The organism is Streptomyces sp. NPDC052910 (assembly GCF_055585605.1).
In genome coordinates this window covers 127,711-141,822 of sequence record NZ_JBVJJR010000012.1, presented here as the reverse complement: position 1 = coordinate 141,822, position 14,112 = coordinate 127,711, and the positions used below count along the sequence as shown (strand labels likewise).

Sequence of the window (14,112 nt, the reverse complement as noted above, 5' to 3'; positions counted from 1 at the left end):
CGGGCGGGTGTGCCGCGGTGTTCCGGAACGGCGGTGTGCGGTCCGGTGGGGGAAGTCAAGGTGTCCGCCGGGGTCTCGGAGACCGGTGCGTGGACCGGTGGGATCCGGCGGGCCGGGGTGAATCCGGGTGAGGCGGTGGTGACGGGAATGCGAGGCCCTAACCTGAGACGCATGTCTGCCGACCCCGCGGACGGGACGTGTCCCGCCGAGGAGATCAATCGCGCCATCCGCGCGTTCCTGACCGACCGCGACGGCCGGCCGCTGACCCCGGCCGAGCGGCGGCAGTACGAACAGTTGCGGGCCCGGTGGCTGGAGGCCGTGCGCCGGCGCAGGGGCTGCGTGGCGCCCTGAAGCGGCCCGGCGCGGGCCCGGATGCCTGGTCGCGTGTTCGAGTGTGCGGGTTCCCGTAGGGGCCGCCCGGGTGGCGGGGTGCCGCCGGACGGGGTCTCCTGGGGGCATGGACGAGCACCCGGTGATTCGGTTCACGAACGAGCTCATGGTGGTGTCGGAGCTCGACCAACGTGCCGCCGGCGCGTTCGTGCGCAGCGTCTACCAGGAGGGTGCGCGCGAGGGCGAGCAGCGGGTGATCGTCGAACTGCACCGGCGCGACCGCAGGATCGCGGAGCTCGAGGCGGACCTGGCACGGCTGCGTGGCGCGGACGGGGAGACGTCCGGCTGACGGGCGGCGCCCGGTGGGCGCCCCGTCGCGGGGACGCGGGCTCCGGCGTCCCGCCGAAGGAGGCGGCATGCTCTGGCGCGAGATACGAAGGCGGCGTCCGCTCCTCCGGCTGCTGCCCGTCGCGATGGGCGGGGTGTGGTGGTGGGCGGTCTGCCGGCTGGTCGACGAACCGGAGCGGGCGGGCTCCGTGGAGGGGTTGGTGGTGACCGGGGGATGGGGGTTGAGCCTGCTGCCGGTGCACTGTGTGCCGTGGACGCGGGGGCGGCGGGGTGGGAAGCGGGCTCGCGGGGGTGAGGCGGGCGAGGGGGAAGGGGACTGGGAAGTGGGGGCGGGGGACGAAGGGCGATACCGGTAACGGGGGCGGTCGGCAGGGATCCGGGTCACCCGTATGGGTGAAGGGCTCTGGTTGGGGGAGGGAGGGGCGATGAGCGTGCGGTCGGCCCTGCAGGCTTCGCCGGGGGTCGGCCTGGCCGGCCTGGGGCGGCGGGGGCGGTGCGGTCGCCCGGCGGGGGCGGGCCGGGGCCGGCGGGGCACCCGGCGTGGGCGGGCGCGCGGTGTTGCGTCGCTACATGGGCGGTCGCGTTCCCTTGGGCGTGCGGGTGTGCGGCCCGCTCTGGTGGGCTCGTCGGATCCGGTCGGGGCCGTCTGGTCCGATGGGGCGTGGTGCTTGGAGTGTTTGAGATTCGGGTGTTCTTGGGCGGGTGCCGTGTGCCCTGGGGCGGGTGGGCGTGCGGACCGCCCCAGAGGGCTCGCCGACTCCGAGCGAGGCTGTCCGGCCCGATGGGGCGTGGTGCTTGGGGTGTTCGAGTTCCGGGTGTTCTTGGGTGGATGCCGTATGCCCTTGAGCGGGCGGGCATGCGGACCGCCCCAGGACGCTCGCCGGACCGAGCGAGGTCGTCCGGCCCGACCGGGCGCGGTGCTTGAGACGTTTAAGTTCCGGGCGCCCTCGGGCGGGTGCCGTATGCCCTGGGGCGGGTGGGCGTGCGGACCGCCCCAGGGGGATCCGGTCGGGCCCGGCCGGTCGTCGGGGCCGGGGCGGCGTCGCTCAGGGTGCCCGCAGCCGCATTCCCTTGGGCGTCGCGTGGAAGCCCGCCGATTCCAGCAGTGCGCCCAGCGGTGAGCCGAGGGCCGGGGAGCCGTTGACGCGTTCCACGGTGACCGTGCCGAGGGCGCCCGCGCGGGCCGCGCCGGCCAGGGCCTCGGCGGCCTCCCGCAGCCCCGGGTCGTCGGCGTCCGCCGGTTCCGTGCCGTCCCCGCCCGCCGTGCCGGGCCAGGCCAGCAGGGTCTTGCCGCCGCGCTCCATGTACAGGGCGAGCGCGCCGTCGAGGAGGACCACGAGCGAGCCCGCCTTGCGGCCTGGTTTGTGCGAGGCGCCGGACGGCGGGTCGGGCCACGGGAGTGCGGCGCCGTACGCGTTCGCCGGGTCGGCGGCGGCCAGGACCACCGCGCGGCGGCGGGCCGGACGGCCGGGCACGGCCGGCGCGGGACCCGCCGCGCCGCCCTCGGCGCGCTCGCGGGCGGTGGCGGCGGCGCGCAGCCGGTCGATCGCGCCCTCCATGGCGAACTGGGCGGCGCCCAGACCCTCGACGACGTAACCGCGGCGCGCCTGCCCGCTGTCCTCGAAGGCGGAGAGCACCCGGTAGGCGGCGGAGAAACCGCCCGCGACACCCTCGGCGGCGACGGCGCCGCGAGTGACCACACCGTGCCGGTCGAGGAGCGTGCGGGCCAGGGCGTGGGCACGGTGGGTGGTGTCGCCCTCGGGCTCCGGGAGCAGCGACCAGCGGCCGGCGACCGTCGGGGGGCCGCCGCGGGACGCGGTGGGGCGGCCGGCCGCGGCGAGGGCGCCGCGCCCGGCGAGCGCGCCGTACCGTCCGCGTGGGACCGCCCGTTTGGCGCGGTGCGCGGTGGAGCCGGCCGTCCGGCCCGAGCCGAGGAGCGCGCGCAGCGGCGCGAGCGTGTCGTTGGTGAGCCGGCCCGACCAGGCCAGGTCCCAGACGGCGTCGGCCAGTCGGGCGTCGCTCGGCGGCGAGCCGTCGGGCTCCTGGTGCGCCGCGCGGACCCGGTCGGCGATCTGACGGAAGAACAGGCCGTAGCCCCCGGAGAGCGCGTCGAGCACCGCCCGGTGCAGCGGGGTGAGCTCCAGCGGGTGCGGCTCGGGCAGCAGCAGCGGCGCCGTGTCGGCCGGCAGCAGGGAGACCCAGCCGTCCTTGCCGGGGAGGGCGCCCGCGCCGGCCCAGACGACCTCGCCCGCGGCGGTGAGTTCGTCCAGCAGCGCCGGGGAGTAGCCGGCCACCCGCGCGGGCAGGACGAGCTTCTCCAGGGCCGACGCGGGGACGGGCGCGCCCTGCAACTGCTCGACGGCGCGCAGGAGTCCGTCGACGCCGCGCAGCTCGTGGCCGCCGATGTGCTGCCACTGGGGGAGGAAGGCGGCGAGCGCCGTGGGCGGTACGGGCTCCAGCTCCTGCCGGAGTGCCGCGAGCGAGCGGCGGCGCAGCCGGCGCAGAACGGTGGCGTCGCACCACTCCTGGCCGATGCCCGCGGGGTGGAACTCGCCCTGGACGACGCGCCCGCCGGCCGCCAGCCGCTGCAGGGCGCCGTCCGTGACCGCGGTGCCCAGGCCGAAGCGTGCGGCGGCCTGGGCCGAGGTGAACGGGCCGTGGGTGCGGGCGTAGCGGGCGAGGAGGTCGCCCAGCGGGTCCTTCACCGGCTCGGTGAACGCCTCCGGGACGCCCACCGGCAGGGCGGTGCCCAGGGCGTCGCGGAGCCGGCCGGCGTCCTCGACGGCCGCCCAGTGGTCGCGGCCGGCGATCCGCACCCGCAGGGCGCGGCGGGCGCCGGACAGCTCCTCCGCCCACGCCGGTTCGGCGCCGCGCTCGGCCAGCTCCCCGTCGGTCAGGGGGCCGAGGAGCCGCAGCAGGTCGGCCACGCCTTCGGCGTCCTTGATCCGGCGGTCCTCGGTGCGCCACTGGAGCTCGGCCTCCAGCTCGGCGAGGACGTCGGCGTCCAGCAGCTCGCGGAGCTCGGCCTGGCCCAGCAGTTCGGCGAGCAGCCGTGAGTCGAGGGAGAGGGCGGCGGCGCGGCGTTCGGCGAGCGGGGAGTCGCCCTCGTACAGGAACTGGGCGACGTAGCCGAACAGCAGCGAGCGGGCGAACGGTGACGGCTCGGGCGTCGTGACCTCGACGAGGCGCACCCGGCGGGCCTCGACGTCGCCCATCAGCTCGGTCAGACCCGGGACGTCGAAGACGTCCTGGAGGCACTCCCGGACGGCCTCCAGGACGATCGGGAACGACCCGAACTCGCTCGCCACCTCCATCAACTGGGCCGCCCGCTGACGCTGCTGCCACAGCGGGGTGCGCTTGCCGGGGTTGCGGCGCGGGAGCAGGAGCGCGCGGGCGGCGCACTCGCGGAACCGCGCCGCGAACAGCGCGGAGCCGCCCACCTGTTCGGTGACGATGCCGCCGATCTCGTTGCGGTCGAAGACGACGTCGGCCGCCCCGACCGGGGACTGCCCGTCGTCGTACTCGGTACCCTGCCGGGCCGGGTCGGTGTCGAGCAGGTCGAGGCCCAGCAGGTCGGCGTCGGGCAGGCGCAGCACGATGCCGTCGTCGGCGTGCATCACCTGGGCGTCCATGCCGTACCGCTCGGTGAGGCGGGCCCCGAGGGCCAGTGCCCAGGGGGCGTGCACCTGGGCGCCGAACGGGGAGTGGACGACGACCCGCCAGTCGCCCAGCTCGTCGCGAAACCGCTCGACGACGATCGTCCGGTCGTCGGGGACGTGGCCGCAGGCGCGGCGCTGCTCGTCGAGGTAGCCGAGGACGTTGTCGGCGGCCCAGGTGTCGAGGCCGGCGGCCGTGAGCCGGGCGCGGGCCTCCTCCGGGGCGGCGCCGCCGATCTCGCGGAGGAACGCGCCCAGCTCCCGGCCCAGCTCCAGGGGCCGGCCCAGTTGGTCGCCCTTCCAGAAGGGCAGCCGCCCGGGGACGCCCGGGGCGGGGGTGACGAGGACGCGGTCACGGGTGATGTCCTCGATGCGCCAGGAGGTCGTGCCCAGGGTGAACACATCGCCCACCCGCGACTCGTACACCATCTCCTCGTCCAGCTCGCCGACCCGGCCGCCGCCCTTCTTGGGGTCGCTGCCGGCGAGGAAGACGCCGAAGAGGCCGCGGTCCGGGATGGTGCCGCCGGAGGTGACGGCCAGGCGCTGCGCCCCGGGGCGGCCGGTGACCGTACCGGCGACGCGGTCCCAGACCAGCCGCGGGCGCAGCTCGGCGAAGGCGTCGGAGGGGTAGCGCCCGGCGAGCATGTCGAGCACCCCGGTGTAGGCGGACTCCGGCAGCGCGGCGAACGGGGCCGCGCGCCGTACCAGGGCGAGCAGTTCGTCGACGTCCCAGGTGTCCATGGACGTGATGGCGACGATCTGCTGCGCCAGCACGTCCAGCGGGTTGGCGGGCACCCGCAGGGACTCGATGGCACCCTGGCGCATCCGCTCCGTCACCACGGCCGCCTGCACCAGGTCCCCCCGGTACTTGGGGAAGACCACACCCGTGGAGACCGCGCCGACCTGGTGGCCCGCGCGGCCGACGCGCTGGAGGCCGGAGGCGACCGACGGCGGCGACTCGACTTGGACGACGAGGTCGACGGCGCCCATGTCGATGCCCAGCTCCAGGCTGGAGGTGGCGACGACGGCGGGCAGCCGGCCCGCCTTGAGATCCTCCTCGACCAGGGCGCGCTGCTCCTTGGAGACCGAACCGTGGTGCGCCCGGGCCAGGACCGGCGGCGCGCCATGGGCGGCGCCGGACTGGGCCATCAGCTCGGCGGGGGCATGGTGCTCGGGCAGCGGCTCGCCGGTCGCGCGTTCGTGGGCGATCTCGTTGAGCCGGTTGCACAGCCGCTCGGCCAGCCGGCGGGAGTTGGCGAAGACGATCGTGGAGCGGTGCGCCTGGACGAGGTCGGCGATGCGCTCCTCGACGTGCGGCCAGATCGACGGCTTCTCCCGTTCGTCCCCCTCCTGGACGGGCGAGGCGCCCAGCTCGCCCAGGTCCTCCACGGGGACGACCACGGAGAGGTCGAACTCCTTGCCCGACGGCGGCTGGACGATCTCCACCTTGCGCCGGGGCGACAGGTAGCGGGCCACCTCCTCGACCGGGCGGACGGTGGCCGACAGGCCGATGCGCCGGGCGGGCCGGGGCAGCAGGGTGTCCAGCCGCTCCAGGGACAGGGCGAGGTGCGCGCCCCGCTTCGACCCGGCGACGGCGTGCACCTCGTCGAGGATGACCGTCTCCACCCCGGAGAGCGCCTCCCGCGCGGCGGAGGTGAGCATCAGGAACAGCGACTCGGGGGTGGTGATCAGGATGTCCGGGGGCCGGGTGACCAGCGCGCGGCGCTCGGCGGGCGGGGTGTCGCCGGAGCGGATGCCGACCCGGATCTCCGGCTCCGGCAGCCCGAGCCGGACGGCCTCCTGGCGGATGCCGGTGAGGGGACTGCGCAGGTTGCGCTCGACGTCGACCGCCAGGGCCTTGAGTGGCGAGACGTACAGGACGCGGCAGCGCTTGGCGCGCTCGGCGGGCGGCGGGGTGCTCGCCAGTTTGTCCAGCGAGGCGAGGAAGGCGGCGAGTGTCTTGCCGGAGCCGGTGGGGGCCACGACCAGCACGTCCGAACCCGCGGACAGGGCCCGCCAGGCGCCGGTCTGGGCGGCCGTGGGCGCGTGGAAGGCGCCCGTGAACCAGGAGCGGGTCGCGGGGGAGAAGCCGTCGAGAGCCGCGTCCCCCGCAGGAGATGTCGCCGAGCCGGCCGGGTCGGCCGCGTCTTCCGTCATGCCCCCCATCGTGCACCGAGGCACTGACAATGCCCCGTCGGCGCAGGTCAGAGCCGGTTGGTCGGGGGCCGGGCGGCGCTGGCCGGGCCGGTCGGGGCCCACGCGGGCCGGCCCGGGGCGTGCCGGCCGGGGCCGGGCGGTACCGGTCAGGGCGGCGGATCAGGGCGGCCGGGGCCGGTCAGCCCTGATCAGGCCGGTCAGGTCCGGTCGGCGCAGGCCCGGGGGGACGGCAGGCAGGCGCCGCGGCCGTGGGCCCGCAGGATCAGGAGCGCGTCGATGGTGGCCATCGGGCGGCCTTCCAGTGCGGTGCCGGGCGCCCAGGCGCGCCGCCGCAGCGGCCAGCCGCCGTCCTCCTGCTGGGCGGCGGTGAGGTGGTCAAGCGACCGTTCGAGCTCGGTGTCGGTGAACCAGGGGCGCGCCTGGGAGTCGGGGCTCCGCGCGAAGTCGTGCGGGAAATGGGCGGGCGGCCGCGTGCCCTCCGCCGCGCCGGGCCGGTCCGGGTCCAGCACGGCCAGCCGCTGGTCCCGCACCACCCGGCCGAGCCGGTCCGCGGCGGCCTCGGCCCGCTTCCGGTCGGGGACGCCGTCCAGGAACGCGACCGCCGCCTCGACCTCGTACGGGTGCGGCCGGCCGCCGAGGGTGAGCGCCTCGATGGCGGCCCAGCAGAAGTCCGTGGCGCGGAACAGCCACGCGTGCCACACGGCGTTGCGGTGCAGCAGCCCCACCACCGGGCCGGTGGTCAGCAGGGAGCCGCTGGTGGCCCGGGCGCCGGCGGCCGGATGCCAGGGCGCGGCCGGCCACCCGGCGGACGCGGGGTGCAGGGCGGGCAGGGCGCCGTCGGGGGTGGAGATCGCGGTGAGGAAGCGGCAGACGGCCTCGGCCCGGCGGTCCCCGCAGCGGCCGATCTCGTCCAGGACGCGCAGCGCGTGCGCGGTGTGGTGCGGCTGGCTCACCGGGCCGCGCAGATCGGGGTCCAGCGCGTGCCCGTAGCCGCCGTCGTCACCCCGGTAGGCCGTGAGGGCGGCCTCGACCGCGTCGGGGCTGCCGTCGCGGAAGTGGTAGGCGAATCGGCGCTGTTCGAGGACGCGGGCGGTCAGCCAGATGAAGTCTTCGGCGCGGGCTGCGGGGGATGCTCCGGACGGTGCCATGGAACAGACCGTAGGGCCCGGAACGCCGCCGGTCAGCGGCTCGCGCCCGGCTGCACTCGCAGGGGCGTCGGACGCGGGGCGCGCGGTTGACGGGCGGGGGCCCGGGGGCGCCCGGACGCGGCATGAGCGGTCCTCGGCGCGGCCCTTAGGATCGGTGATCTTCGGGGGATTCGAGGGGGGCCTGTCGTGGACGAGGGACGAACCGTCGTGTCGGCGGTGGCGAGCGCCGCGGCGGACGGGCGCGCGGCCTCGCTGATCGGCGCCGGGAACGCCGTCGTGATCCTGGGCATCACCGCACTGGTGCTGTTCCTGCAGTTCCGGGCCCGGCGGGTCAGGGCGGTGGCGTTCGTCTGGGTCGCCTTGCTGACGGCCCGCGGCCTGCTGCCCCCGGGGCCGGCGCGGACGACCGTGGCCGGCCTGGCGTTCCTGGTGGTGGGGCTCGCCGTCTCGGCGCTGTTCGGGTGGCTGCGAGGCCGGACGATGCCGCTGTGGCGGGACGCGGACGGGGTGGTGTGGCGCCGCGGTGACGCCCTGACGCTGCGGCTGTGGTTGCTGACCATCGGCGCGCGGCTGGCGCTGACGGGTGTCGAGTACGCGCTGTCCGGCGAACCTTTCGCGGGCGGCGCCTTCCTGCTCGGCTTCGGGGTGACGCTGGGTGTCCAGCAGGCGGTGCTGATGTGGCGGGGGCGGGCGCTGGGCCCCGGCGCCGGGGAGCCGGGGGGCGGCCTCGGCCCGGCCGGCGTGCCCGGTCGCGCCGGGTGACGCCTTACCCTGCGTACATGCGGTTGACGGACTTCTGGCAGCGAATGGCCGACCATTTCGGGGCGGCGTACGCCGACTCCTTCGCACGTGACCACGTGATGTCGGAGCTGGGCGGCAGGACGGTGCGCGAGGCGCTCGACGCGGGCTGGGAGGCCAAGGACGTGTGGCGCGCGGTGTGCCGGGCGATGGAGATCCCCGCCGACCGGCGCTGACCCCGCCCGCTCCGCCCGCCCGGACGGACCCCGTCCCGCGCTCACCGGCCACCCTGCCCCCGCCCCTCGGTCCTCAGCCCCCGCCCCCCTGCGCCGTCCGCGCGCCTCCGTGCGCCGGAATCCCGTTCCTTCCCCAGCGCGTGGCGCGTTTGACACGAAAATCGAACATCCATTCTCATGGATGGTCCGGGCCGGTGGTCGAACGGTGTTTTACCAGGTCAGCGCGGTGCCCGGGCCCGTTGTCAGTGGCAGGCGCTAGCGTCGTGGACGTGAAGCGATCGACTCAAACGAACCGGGTGGAACCCATGGCAGGCACGGACCGCGAGAAGGCGCTCGACGCCGCACTCGCGCAAATCGAACGGCAATTCGGCAAGGGCGCCGTGATGCGCCTCGGTGAGCGTCCCAACGAGCCCATCGAGGTCATCTCCACCGGGTCGACCGCTCTGGACGTCGCGCTCGGCGTCGGCGGGCTGCCGCGCGGCCGCGTGGTGGAGGTCTACGGTCCGGAGTCCTCCGGCAAGACGACCCTCACCCTGCACGCGGTCGCCAACGCCCAGCGGGCCGGCGGCACGGTGGCCTTCGTCGACGCGGAGCACGCGCTCGACCCGGAGTACGCCAAGAAGCTCGGCGTCGACATCGACAACCTGATCCTGTCCCAGCCGGACAACGGCGAGCAGGCGCTGGAGATCGTCGACATGCTGGTGCGCTCCGGCGCGCTCGACCTGATCGTCATCGACTCCGTGGCCGCCCTGGTGCCGCGCGCGGAGATCGAGGGCGAGATGGGCGACTCGCACGTCGGCCTCCAGGCCCGGCTGATGAGCCAGGCGCTCCGGAAGATCACCAGTGCGCTCAACCAGTCCAAGACCACCGCGATCTTCATCAACCAGCTCCGCGAGAAGATCGGCGTGATGTTCGGCTCCCCGGAGACCACGACCGGTGGCCGGGCGCTCAAGTTCTACGCCTCCGTGCGCATCGACATCCGCCGCATCGAGACCCTGAAGGACGGCACGGAGGCGGTCGGCAACCGCACCCGCTGCAAGGTCGTCAAGAACAAGGTCGCGCCGCCCTTCAAGCAGGCCGAGTTCGACATCCTCTACGGCCAGGGCATCAGCCGCGAGGGCGGCCTGATCGACATGGGCGTGGAGCACGGCTTCGTGCGCAAGGCCGGTGCCTGGTACACGTACGAGGGTGACCAGCTCGGCCAGGGCAAGGAGAACGCCCGTAACTTCCTCAAGGACAACCCCGACCTCGCCAACGAGATCGAGAGGAAGATCAAGGAGAAGCTGGGCGTGGGCGTGAAGCCCGAGGCCCCGGCCGGCGAGCCGGGCGCGGACGCGGCGGCCGCCGGTGCCGAGCCCGCCAAGGCCGTGCCCGCCCCGGCCGCCAAGGCCACGGGGAAGGCCAAGGCCGCGGCCAAGGGCTAGCCCCCCATGACACGGCGAAGCGACCGGCCCGGCCGGGCCGTTGAGCAGCGTGCCGGCCGCCGCGGCCCGGGGGAACGCGGTGACCGTACGGGCGGTGGTGCCGCCTCCCCGTCGAGGGCCGGGGACGCGGCACCACTTCCGCCCGAGGAGCAGGCGCGGGCGATCTGTCTGCGCCTGCTCACCGGCAGCGCGCGCACCCGCGGGCAGCTCGCGGAGGCGCTGGCCAAACGGGGGATCCCCGACGAGGTGGCGGAGGAGGTGCTGTCCCGCTTCGAGGAGGTGGGGCTGATCGACGACGCCGCGTTCGCCGAAGCCTGGGTGGACTCCCGGCACCGCGGCCGGGGGCTGGCGCGCCGCGCGCTGGCCCGCGAGCTGCGCGTCAAGGGCGTGGACGCGGCGCTGGTCGACGAGGCCGTCGGCCGGCTCGACGCGGACCAGGAGGAGCGGACCGCCCGTGACCTGGTCGAGCGCAAACTGCGCACGACCCGCGGCATGGACCGGGAGAAACGGCTGCGGCGGCTCGTCGGCATGCTCGCCCGCAAGGGCTACTCCGAGGGCCTCGCCCTCCGGGTCGTGCGGCGGGCGCTGGAGGAGGAGGGCGACGACCCGGAGGCGCTGGACGCGTACCTTCCGGCGGGGGAGTAGCCCGCCCGGTGGGCGAAACCTGCGCGGTGGGTGAAGCCTGCCCGTGCGGGCCGGTGGGTCGTGCCCCTGGACGCCCGGCCGGCGTCCAGGAAGGGGGCGACTGCACGCGGCATGGGCGGGGTGGTCCGTCGGACGGGGTGGTCCGTCGTCACCGCCGCCAGGCCCTCCGCGCGGCCGGTCAGGGCCGGTCCGTCGGTGGTCGTCCCGGTCCGTGCGGGGCGGTCCGTACGGCGTGGCCGCGAGCGGCGTGCGCGCCCGGCCGACGCGGACGGCGTGCTCAGCGAGCCACCGGCAGCCCCGCCGCCCGCCATGCCCGGAAGCCGCCCACGAGGTCGGTGGCCCGGTACAGCCCCAGCCGTCGCAGCGAGACGGCGGCCAGCGACGAGGCGTACCCCTCGTCGCAGACCACCACGACCGGCAGGCCGTGCCCGGTGGCCTCCGGGGCCCGGTGCTCGCAGAGGGGGTCGAGCCGCCACTCCAGCTCGTTGCGTTCCACGACCAGCGCTCCGGGAATCGTCCCGTCCCGCTCCCGCAGAGCGGCGTACCGGATGTCCACCAGCAGCCCGCCCCGCGTCTGGACGGCGGCGGCCTCGGCCGGTGACACCCGCTCCAGCTCCGCCCGGGCGGCGGCGAGCAGCTCCTCGACCCGCGCGCCGGTGCCCCTCGCCCCGTCCTTCACTCCCACTCCTCCGGCCGCTCGACCTGTTCCAGCCGCAGCAGCGGCCCGGTCCTGCTGTAACGCCGCATCATCGGCAGCGGCGGGTAGTAGGCGTGCGCGGACACCGCGTGCTCCGCCCCCGGGTTGAAGACCTGGTGCACATGGTGCGGGCCGAACGCCCGGCCGTCCCGCTCGGCGAGCCTGCGTTCGCGGTCGATGCCGTCCGCCAGCTCCAGCGTCTTCCAGCCCTCGGTGGGCAGCCTGGCGGCGAGCGACTGCTCGGTCAGGACGCCGCCGGCGGTCACGAAGGCGCCGTACGAACCTCCGTGGTCGTGCCAGCCGGTGCCGGCCCCGGGTGGCCAGCCGATGAGCCAGGCCTCGCACCCGCCCGGCCCGTCCAGCCGGATCCAGGTACGGCCGGCGGGGTCGAGGGGGAGCGACGACACGAGGGCGGAGTCGGCGGCCACACCCCGTACGTAGGCGAGGAGTTCGGCCTCGGAGGGCGCGCCGGCCCGGGGCGCGGGCACATCGTCGCGGCCGGGAACGCGGCCGGGAAGGCGGGCCGGAGGGTGGGCAGGCGGGCGGACAGGAGAAGGCAAGGGAACCGTCCTGGAAGATCGCGGGAGGGGCGCGCCGAGGGGGGCCGGGGCGCGCGTCCGCACGACGCGGGCCCCCCGGGCCGGCCGTAGCGGCGCGCGGGAGACAGCGGATCAGCAGGACGGACGACAGACACAGCCCGCGTAGCGGAGCAGGTCCACATGGACCCTCCGCCAGAAACGCGCGCCTCCGTCAGTCACGTTCCGGAGTGAACCATGACCGCCCATCCGGGTCAACGCTTGGCCGAAGCCTCACGGGCGGCGGCCTCGGCGCCTTCGGCTTCCCCGCTGTCGGAACCGTTTTCACCCGCGCGCGCCTCCACCACGCGCGCCGGCTCCTTCTCGGACGCGCCCTCCGGTGTCTCCTTGACGAGGTCCGTGCCCGTCGCCGGAGCCGGCCCGGGCGCGCCGCCGCGCGTGGCGTCCGCGCACGCGTAGAGCTCGGCGGCCCGCACCCCCGAGAGCGCGGCCACCAGGTACCCGTCCGGCCGGACCACCAGGACGGTGTGCGCCGCGGCGCCCGGGTAGCCCTCCGCGACCAGCAGTTCGGCCCGCATCGGCAGCCCGCCCACGGCGGTGGCCAGCCGGGGCATCAGCCCCGCGCCCAGCCAGTGCCGGCGCTCCCAGACCCCCGTCCCCGGGGCGATCAGCACCACGAGCAGGTCGCCGTCGAGCCGGTCGTGCAGTCGGACGCACGACCCGTCCGGCGCGGTCACCGGCACGTCCTCCACCGGTGCCCCGACCGGGGTGCCGACGGGGACCGAGCTCGCGGGCGGTGCCGACGGCGCGAGGGGCGTCCGGCCGTACAGCACCGGCCCGGCCAGCTCCCCCCGCCCGAGGTGACCCTCCGTCAGGATCGCGTCGTGACCGCGCACCGAGCCCGGTACGACGGTCCGCCGGACCGCGTGCCAGCCGCCCGTGCCGCGGACCGCGGGCAGCGCCCGGTCGGCGGACCGCAGCAGGCAGCCGACCGCCTCCCGGCGCTCCTCCTCGTAGCTGTCGAGCAGCGCCTCGGAGGCGCCGTGGTGCCAGGCCAGGGCGAGCTTCCAGGCGAGGTTCCCGACGTCCCGCAGCCCCTCGTCGAGTCCCTGGGTGCCGAAGGTGCCCAGCAGATGGGCGGCGTCCCCGGCGAGGAAGGCGCGCCCGATGCGCCAGCGGCGCGCGAGGCGGTGGTGCACGGCGTGCACGCCGGTATCCAGCAGCTCATAGGGGGGCACGTCCCCGCACCACGCCCCCAATGAGTCGTGGATGTGACCCAACAGGGTCTCCGGGGTGACCAGTCCGCCGTCCGGCGGCAGCAGCCAGTCGAGCCGCCACACCCCGTCCGGCAGCGGACGGGCCGCCACCTCCGCGCCGCGCAGCGGCGACCGCTGCAGCACGGCCTCGCCCGGCCACGGCAGCTCGGTGCGCAGTGCCGCGACGGCGTACCGTTCGACGTTCGTCCGCCCGGGGAAGCGCACGCCCAGCAGCTTGCGGACGGTGGACCGCGCGCCGTCGCAGCCCACGAGGTGGCTCGCCCGCCACGCCACTCCCCGCTGGGTCTCCACGGTGACTCCGCCGCCGTCCTGCCGGAGCGTGGTGATCCGGCTGTCGGGGACGATCCGCGCGCCGTCGTGGGCGGCCAGCGCCGCCCGCAGCTCGCGGACGAGCGCGTGTTGCGGCAGGTGCAGGGGCGGCGGCTCGCCGGGGCCGCCGTCCGGCTCCCCGGCCGGCGGGTCCTCGGCGGCCGGGTGCTCGTCGGGCGGGAACGCCGCGTCGTCCGCCGGAAGTTCGTCCCCCTTGCCCGCGTCGGGACCGCCGAAGGCCACCCGGGCCACCGTCGACCGCCGGCGCAGGGTGCGCCAGCCGGACCAGCGGGCGCCCTCCGCGGTGGTGCAGCCGAGCCGCTCCAGCATCGCGGCGGTGTCCGGCCGCAGCACGGCGGTGCGTGCGAGCCGCCGTTCGGCGAGATCCGCGTCGTCGGCCGGTCTCTCGTCCAGGACGACGACGGGCACCTCGTGGCGGGAGAGGGCCAGGGCGAGCGCGAGGCCGACGGGGCCGGCCCCGACGACGGTCACCGGGTCCACGGCGCGAGGGTGGTGAGGAGACGGAGCGCGATCACAGAACGTATGCAACCCATTGCCGGTGCTTGCGTCAAGTGATCAGTGGTCCCCCGGCGGCGCGCCGGTGGCGTACG

Annotated in this window: 13 protein-coding genes; 7 read left to right on the top strand and 6 right to left on the bottom strand. The window is 76.0% G+C overall.

Translation table 11 applies throughout. The features are described 5' to 3' along the window. The first annotated feature begins 171 nt into the window (after positions 1–171). The 3 genes from ACZ6X9_RS30830 (at position 172) to ACZ6X9_RS30820 (ending at position 1,034) form a co-directional block, all read left to right on the top strand. Positions 172–351 (top strand): hypothetical protein, encoded by a 180-nt coding sequence (locus tag ACZ6X9_RS30830; protein ID WP_469781313.1) that lies wholly within the window; start codon positions 172–174, stop codon positions 349–351. Between the two features lie 106 nt (positions 352–457). Continuing rightward, positions 458–679, top strand: coding sequence for a hypothetical protein (locus tag ACZ6X9_RS30825; RefSeq protein ID WP_469781312.1), 222 nt, complete (start codon positions 458–460; stop codon positions 677–679). 67 nt (positions 680–746) lie between these two features. Then, positions 747–1,034 carry a hypothetical protein gene (locus ACZ6X9_RS30820; RefSeq protein ID WP_469781311.1) on the top strand — a complete coding sequence of 96 codons (288 nt, stop codon included), beginning with the start codon at positions 747–749 and terminating at the stop codon, positions 1,032–1,034. 690 nt (positions 1,035–1,724) lie between these two features. Here the strand turns inward: ACZ6X9_RS30820 and ACZ6X9_RS30815 are convergent. Then, positions 1,725–6,491, bottom strand: a complete 4,767-nt coding sequence (locus ACZ6X9_RS30815) for an ATP-dependent helicase (protein ID WP_469781310.1) — start codon at positions 6,489–6,491, stop codon at positions 1,725–1,727. 197 nt (positions 6,492–6,688) lie between these two features. Further along, the gene (locus ACZ6X9_RS30810; RefSeq protein ID WP_469781309.1) at positions 6,689–7,639 is read right to left on the bottom strand and encodes a hypothetical protein; all 951 of its coding nucleotides are present in this window, start codon (positions 7,637–7,639) and stop codon (positions 6,689–6,691) included. Between the two features lie 186 nt (positions 7,640–7,825). Between ACZ6X9_RS30810 and ACZ6X9_RS30805 the strand changes: the two genes are divergently transcribed. The 4 genes from ACZ6X9_RS30805 (at position 7,826) to recX (ending at position 10,682) form a co-directional block, all read left to right on the top strand. Continuing rightward, complete coding sequence (locus tag ACZ6X9_RS30805; RefSeq protein ID WP_469781308.1) at positions 7,826–8,401, top strand: hypothetical protein; 576 nt, start codon at positions 7,826–7,828, stop codon at positions 8,399–8,401. A gap of 17 nt (positions 8,402–8,418) precedes the next feature. Next, complete coding sequence (locus ACZ6X9_RS30800; protein ID WP_436779010.1) at positions 8,419–8,613, top strand: DUF3046 domain-containing protein; 195 nt, start codon at positions 8,419–8,421, stop codon at positions 8,611–8,613. A 305-nt stretch (positions 8,614–8,918) separates the two neighbouring features. Then, positions 8,919–10,037 carry a recombinase RecA gene (gene recA, locus ACZ6X9_RS30795; RefSeq protein ID WP_469781307.1) on the top strand — a complete coding sequence of 373 codons (1,119 nt, stop codon included), beginning with the start codon at positions 8,919–8,921 and terminating at the stop codon, positions 10,035–10,037. A gap of 6 nt (positions 10,038–10,043) precedes the next feature. Continuing rightward, positions 10,044–10,682, top strand: a complete 639-nt coding sequence (recX, locus tag ACZ6X9_RS30790; protein ID WP_469781306.1) for a recombination regulator RecX — start codon at positions 10,044–10,046, stop codon at positions 10,680–10,682. A 277-nt stretch (positions 10,683–10,959) separates the two neighbouring features. On the opposite strand, the gene ACZ6X9_RS30785 is transcribed toward recX, so the two are convergent. The 4 genes from ACZ6X9_RS30785 to ACZ6X9_RS30770 all read right to left on the bottom strand — a co-directional run bounded on the left by ACZ6X9_RS30785 (position 10,960) and on the right by ACZ6X9_RS30770 (position 14,002). After that, positions 10,960–11,361, bottom strand: a complete 402-nt coding sequence (locus ACZ6X9_RS30785) for a rhodanese-like domain-containing protein (protein ID WP_469781305.1) — start codon at positions 11,359–11,361, stop codon at positions 10,960–10,962. Then, on the bottom strand, positions 11,358–11,939 hold the full coding sequence (locus tag ACZ6X9_RS30780; RefSeq protein ID WP_469781304.1) for a cupin domain-containing protein: 582 nt from the start codon (positions 11,937–11,939) through the stop codon (positions 11,358–11,360). Before ACZ6X9_RS30780 ends, ACZ6X9_RS30785 begins: the two co-directional genes overlap by 4 nt. 111 nt (positions 11,940–12,050) lie before the next feature. Continuing rightward, a complete protein-coding gene (locus tag ACZ6X9_RS30775; RefSeq protein ID WP_469781303.1) occupies positions 12,051–12,164 on the bottom strand; it encodes a putative leader peptide in 114 nt (37 codons plus the stop codon). A 5-nt stretch (positions 12,165–12,169) separates the two neighbouring features. Continuing rightward, on the bottom strand, positions 12,170–14,002 hold the full coding sequence (locus tag ACZ6X9_RS30770) for an FAD-dependent oxidoreductase (RefSeq protein WP_469781302.1): 1,833 nt from the start codon (positions 14,000–14,002) through the stop codon (positions 12,170–12,172). Positions 14,003–14,112: the final 110 nt, after the last annotated feature.

What these genes read in the sequence shown, in the direction of transcription:
- ACZ6X9_RS30830 (WP_469781313.1), top strand. Translation starts at nt 172, where the DNA reads ATGTCTGCCGACCCCGCGGACGGGACGTGTCCCGCCGAGGAGATCAAT.
- ACZ6X9_RS30825 (WP_469781312.1), top strand. Translation starts at nt 458, where the DNA reads ATGGACGAGCACCCGGTGATTCGGTTCACGAACGAGCTCATGGTGGTG.
- ACZ6X9_RS30820 (WP_469781311.1), top strand. Translation starts at nt 747, where the DNA reads ATGCTCTGGCGCGAGATACGAAGGCGGCGTCCGCTCCTCCGGCTGCTG.
- ACZ6X9_RS30815 (WP_469781310.1), bottom strand. Translation starts at nt 6,491, where the DNA reads ATGACGGAAGACGCGGCCGACCCGGCCGGCTCGGCGACATCTCCTGCG.
- ACZ6X9_RS30810 (WP_469781309.1), bottom strand. Translation starts at nt 7,639, where the DNA reads ATGGCACCGTCCGGAGCATCCCCCGCAGCCCGCGCCGAAGACTTCATC.
- ACZ6X9_RS30800 (WP_436779010.1), top strand. Translation starts at nt 8,419, where the DNA reads ATGCGGTTGACGGACTTCTGGCAGCGAATGGCCGACCATTTCGGGGCG.
- recA (WP_469781307.1), top strand. Translation starts at nt 8,919, where the DNA reads ATGGCAGGCACGGACCGCGAGAAGGCGCTCGACGCCGCACTCGCGCAA.
- recX (WP_469781306.1), top strand. Translation starts at nt 10,044, where the DNA reads ATGACACGGCGAAGCGACCGGCCCGGCCGGGCCGTTGAGCAGCGTGCC.
- ACZ6X9_RS30775 (WP_469781303.1), bottom strand. Translation starts at nt 12,164, where the DNA reads ATGGGCGGTCATGGTTCACTCCGGAACGTGACTGACGGAGGCGCGCGT.